The sequence below is a fragment of the Flavobacterium sp. genome (assembly GCF_049318325.1).
In the GTDB taxonomy this organism is placed as follows: domain Bacteria; phylum Bacteroidota; class Bacteroidia; order Flavobacteriales; family Flavobacteriaceae; genus Flavobacterium.
On the sequence record NZ_JBMOGQ010000156.1, the window covers coordinates 1 to 4836 of the forward strand.

General features: G+C 32.3%; 3 protein-coding genes. 2 read left to right on the forward strand and 1 reads right to left on the reverse strand.

From position 1 onward, the window contains the following. Both ACOYLP_RS10790 and ACOYLP_RS10795 read left to right on the forward strand, forming a co-directional pair. Positions 1 to 790: transposase (locus ACOYLP_RS10790; protein WP_422856176.1), on the forward strand; the 790-nt coding region annotated here is incomplete at its 5' end. A 63-nt stretch (positions 791 to 853) separates the two neighbouring features. Further along, positions 854 to 4300, forward strand: a complete 3447-nt coding sequence (locus ACOYLP_RS10795) for an RNA-binding domain-containing protein (RefSeq protein WP_422856177.1) — start codon at positions 854 to 856, stop codon at positions 4298 to 4300. A 266-nt stretch (positions 4301 to 4566) separates the two neighbouring features. Here ACOYLP_RS10795 and ACOYLP_RS10800 read toward each other — a convergent pair. Then, positions 4567 to 4836: hypothetical protein (locus ACOYLP_RS10800; protein WP_422856178.1), on the reverse strand; the 270-nt coding region annotated here is incomplete at its 5' end.

Sequence of the window (4836 nt, forward strand, 5' to 3'; positions counted from 1 at the left end):
CGGCATGGTACGCCGAGCCAAAACCATTTTAGGCAGTTCAGATTTTACGGCCCTGTACGACAAAGGATACCACACCGGAACAGAGTTTGATTATGCCCACAAACAAGGTGTTGAGGTCATGGTGGCTTTTCCCGAGGTGGCCTCACATGCCCCCGACCACAACTTCGATGTAGAACATTTTGATTACCACAAAGAAAACGATGAATACACCTGCCCTGCGGGGAAAAAGCTAAGCACCAATGGCCGCTGCTACAACAAGGCCAGCGGCAAGACCATGAACCGAGTAAAGCATTACAAAACAAAGGCCTGTTTGAGTTGTCCGCTTTTTTCGCGTTGTACCACCAACAAAAAGGGCCGCCTGATAGAACGCTCGGAGCACATGGACCTTATTGATGCGAACAAAATCCGCTTGCAAGAGAATCCAGGCCTTTACCGCAGGCGCCAGGCCATTGTTGAGCATCCTTTTGGGGTAATTAAGCGGCAGTGGGATTTTTACTACATCATGACCAAAAGGAGCATCAAACACGCCTCTTCCGATGTGGGAATGATCTTTACGGCCTACAACCTGCGGCGCATCTTTAACATTTTAGATAAAAACCAGCTCAAAACCTACCTAAAGGCATTGGGCCTTTATTTTTGGCCATTTCAGAGGCGATTTAAGGCCGTTTTCGGGTATTCAGGTTTTCTTGGTTGGGAGCCAGAATTTTTGTGCGCCTTTTCTGTGGCACGCTTAAATGTCAAAAAAAGGGGTAATTTTGAGCGGATTATTTATTTAAAAGGGAGTTTTTAGACGAACTGCCGTTGTGCGTCATTCTAATACAACACTCAACAGACATACTGAACATTATAAAATATGACTGAATTACTTTGTAACATAGAAGAAACTACTCAAATAGGTGAAAATGAATATTTCATTGTTCATTGTTTAACCGAAGACAAAAAATATACAATTCCAACATATCAACTTTTAAAATATGGTGTATCGGTAGGAGAAAAACACTATTTTAAGAAAGAACAAAATATAAACACTAAGCAGTATTTTCTGAATTACGTAAGACCTTTGAAAATAAATCAAGAGTCTCCAATTAATAAAAATTACAAAATTGGCGAACAATATTTATTTAATATAATTTCAATAGAGGAAAGCGAAAATAGAAAAGGTGAAAAAGTATCAATCATTACAGTTGAAGATATTGACAAAAATAAAATATCAATATTAGGGTTAAAATGGCAGAATAATGAAATTTGGCAGTTTGACAAATTAAGGTGTGAAGTTGAAAGTATTCAGACAAATGGAATTCCTAGATTAATAAATAAAGACTATCGGCATCCAATTTTTGAAGTTGGCAAGGAGTATGAATTTCAGGTTCTTGAAAGTAAAACCAAAATATCCCAAAAAGGAACTTTTGATATTTTCATACTCAAAGGTATTGACAATTGCTTGCATGAAGTACATATGCTCCCAGGCCAAAAATTGCAGGAAAACAAACTTGATAAAATCCAATGTAAGATAATTAGTATAACAACTCACATACGACTTTTTCAAACCAACATTAAAGACCCATTTTATGTAACATTCGAACAAATTGTTTCTGATAACAAATTATCCAAGAAGTACTTTTACAATTTGTTAAACAACAATGACATAAATGATAAAAGCATAATACAGCTAAAAGAACAATATGACTCCAAAGAAGCTTTTTGGGTATTTACTTATGCGAATAAAATTCTAACAAAATTATTCAAGAGAAGTATTGAAAGCTATGATTATAAAAGAGCAATAGAGATAAACAAATTAATAATTATTTTTGAAGATTGGATTGTTACTAAAGGCATAATTACTTCATTCCCAAGTGAAGAAATAAAATGCAATACGGGAATAAGGGCACAGTACGCTCTAGATTCTGCAAATATAAATGATGAAGTATTAGATTTATTAAATTCTAATCCATTCAACTTTTTGAAAGTAAATGAGTTCTTTGAAAAAAGTGAATTCATAATTGACAAACTATATACTCTTATCAGACTCTGCAATTTTGAATTGATTGATACAAATGACTTCCATAATCGACTTCTTGAATTATTTTCATATCATGATTCCATAACAGAATCAATAAAACATCAATGGATAAAACTTATAAACATAATCAGTTCAAGAAAAAAAGTATTTCTTTCAGAACAAGAGAAAGAAACCTTCAGTTTATCAATAAGTAGTTATAAAACAAAAGATTTTAAAGATTTAGAAAATAAATATTTGGATTGGTCGTATTTTGAAATAATCATAGCTAGCAAAATTAATTTGAATGAGCATTTCAACATCACAACAGGTCAAATGTTAAAATTATTTACAAAATGTGTGCATGAAATAGATAAAAAAGAATGTATTCTTTTTAATGCCTATAACTACTTAGATAATTATCAATCAAATGATCACAATAACCCATTTATTTTTAACAATAAAGTTGAGTTAAACTTAGACCAACTTATTAAAATGAATGCAAATAATATTGACAACATTACTTGGAGTAAATTAGAGAGTTATTATAAAGAAAATAAATCATTCACAGTTCAACTATCCCGAAAAAGTAATACGGGTTATGAGGTGAGGTATGATGACATAAAAGGTTTTTTGCCAACACACCACATAAGCAATAATATTCTCAAATTACATTCTTTTGAAGAGTCTTCATTTTTAATTGAAGCAAAATGTATAGCCCTTAGCAATGCTTTTAAATTTTTTATTATCGAGCAGGCACCTAATTCAAATGTTGTAGACATAAAGGGTTCTGAACTTAAAGGAGAAATTGGTATTACATATGATGCTGTTATCAAACAAGTATCTAATTATGGCCTATTTGTTATCACAAAAGTTGGAGAAGGATTACTTCACCAAAAAGAAATCTTTGATTTTCCATGGGACACGACAAAAATTAAATCGTACTTTAAGGAAGGACAGAAATTAAAAGTACTACTAAAGGAGTACAACAAAAAAAATCAAATGTCATTTAGTTTTCGCTCAATAAAGGAGACTGATTTAAACTATTATGAGAATTATGTTAAAGCTTTGTTATCAACTACTACCTCTGACTTTTTTGACAATGAAATAATAAATGAAGAAAACTCTTACTTCGACAAAACCATTACAGAAAAAGCTTTCTGTATTGAACAATATGCAGTCTTGCAATTTGATTTAAACTTAAAGTTATCAAACTTCAAAATTGCTAAGCAATTTTACTCAAATGCAAATCATGCACGAAGTTACTTACTAAACATTTATATTTCATATTTTGAGATTTTACAAAGAATCACCAAAACGCTTCAAAACAAAACAGTAAATGAAATTAGTGTTATTCGTAATAATGCAATTGACACAAAGGCAAAAATCAATCAAAAAACAATTGAAACATTTCCTGATGCAGAAAAATTAATTTTCTTTTTAGACATACTTTCTCTCTTTAATGAAAAGCATGATGAAGCTATAGAACAGCTCTTTAATTATGTAAAAAAGTATAGTATGTCACTTGAGCAAAAAGATTTAAGAACAATTGCAAAGATTTCACTAGCAAATAATTTGTTGCTTTCAGAGAGTAAAGAAGATTCAGACTTTGTATTAAGAAACTTAAGATTAATTAATGATTATATTTCTAAAGGAATTTTATCACTAGAAGAAACGATAGAAGACAAGAACGCTAGAGAAATGAGAGAGGAAATTTTATATTGGAACCAGCGAATAAAAGAAGATGAAAGTGAAACTCTTGAATTTAAATCATCATTATTTACTCCAATACCAGATGAATTTACACAAAAGCGAATCGAGCAACTAAATAAAATTGATAAGAAAAATGAAAAAGTTATCTATGAATTGAAAAGACTTTCGGGAGATTTGACTCCTAAAATATTAATACATAGTTCACTTAAGACATTAGTGGCATTTGCCAACTCAAATGGCGGCACATTGTTAATTGGTGTAGATAACAATAAGAGAATCTTAGGTCTTGAAAATGAATATTTAAGTCCTAAATTACAGTATCCCAATAGAGATGGATATGGTCTTTTCTTTGATGATTTAATTAGAAATTTTATTGGTGATAGTTTTTCCTCCTTAATGACTAGAAAATTTCTAAAATTTCCAGAGGGTGATATTTTAATAGTTACAGTTAAACAAAGTACAAGTGAAATTTTCTTGCTAAAAGATGATGAGGGTAAAAGTAGTGAACAACTTTATATAAGAAACTTATCATCCTCGAAAGAATTGACAGGGATGGAACTAGCAAAATTTATTAAAAACAAACATATTTGATAGATTGCAAAAAATATTGATTGATAAGATAATGAAAAAAGAACGAACGCACAACAGCACCTACCCAAAAGTGGCGGTTCAGTGGTTAAATCGAGCTTTGTGCTTCTATCAAAGTTTCTGCTTAGTTGACAGTGAAGTGCTTCGAAATCGCCACCTTCGGGTAGCTGCAAACCGTCAGACTGTCTAATAACCCCACTTTTCAACAAGTCAATTGTTAGCAAATTTAAGTGTGGAAGTGGCAGTTTTCTCCCTTAAAATCGGTATTTTTATTTATGAAATTTATCCAAGGAAAACCCCGAAATCAGTGGGAGATGTATTGCCTGGATGCGCATGTCGATGCCGATAACGAAGTCCGCCTGATTGACCTGTTTGTGGATAGCTTGAACCTGTCCGAACTTGGGTTTAAGGTCGAGTTTGAGGAAAATGGCCGGCCGGCATATCACCCCGGTGCTTTGCTCCGCCTTTTTATTTACGGCTACCTGAGAATGTTCAATAAACTGTGTCAAAGAAAAAAAAACAATAAACTTGACACATGA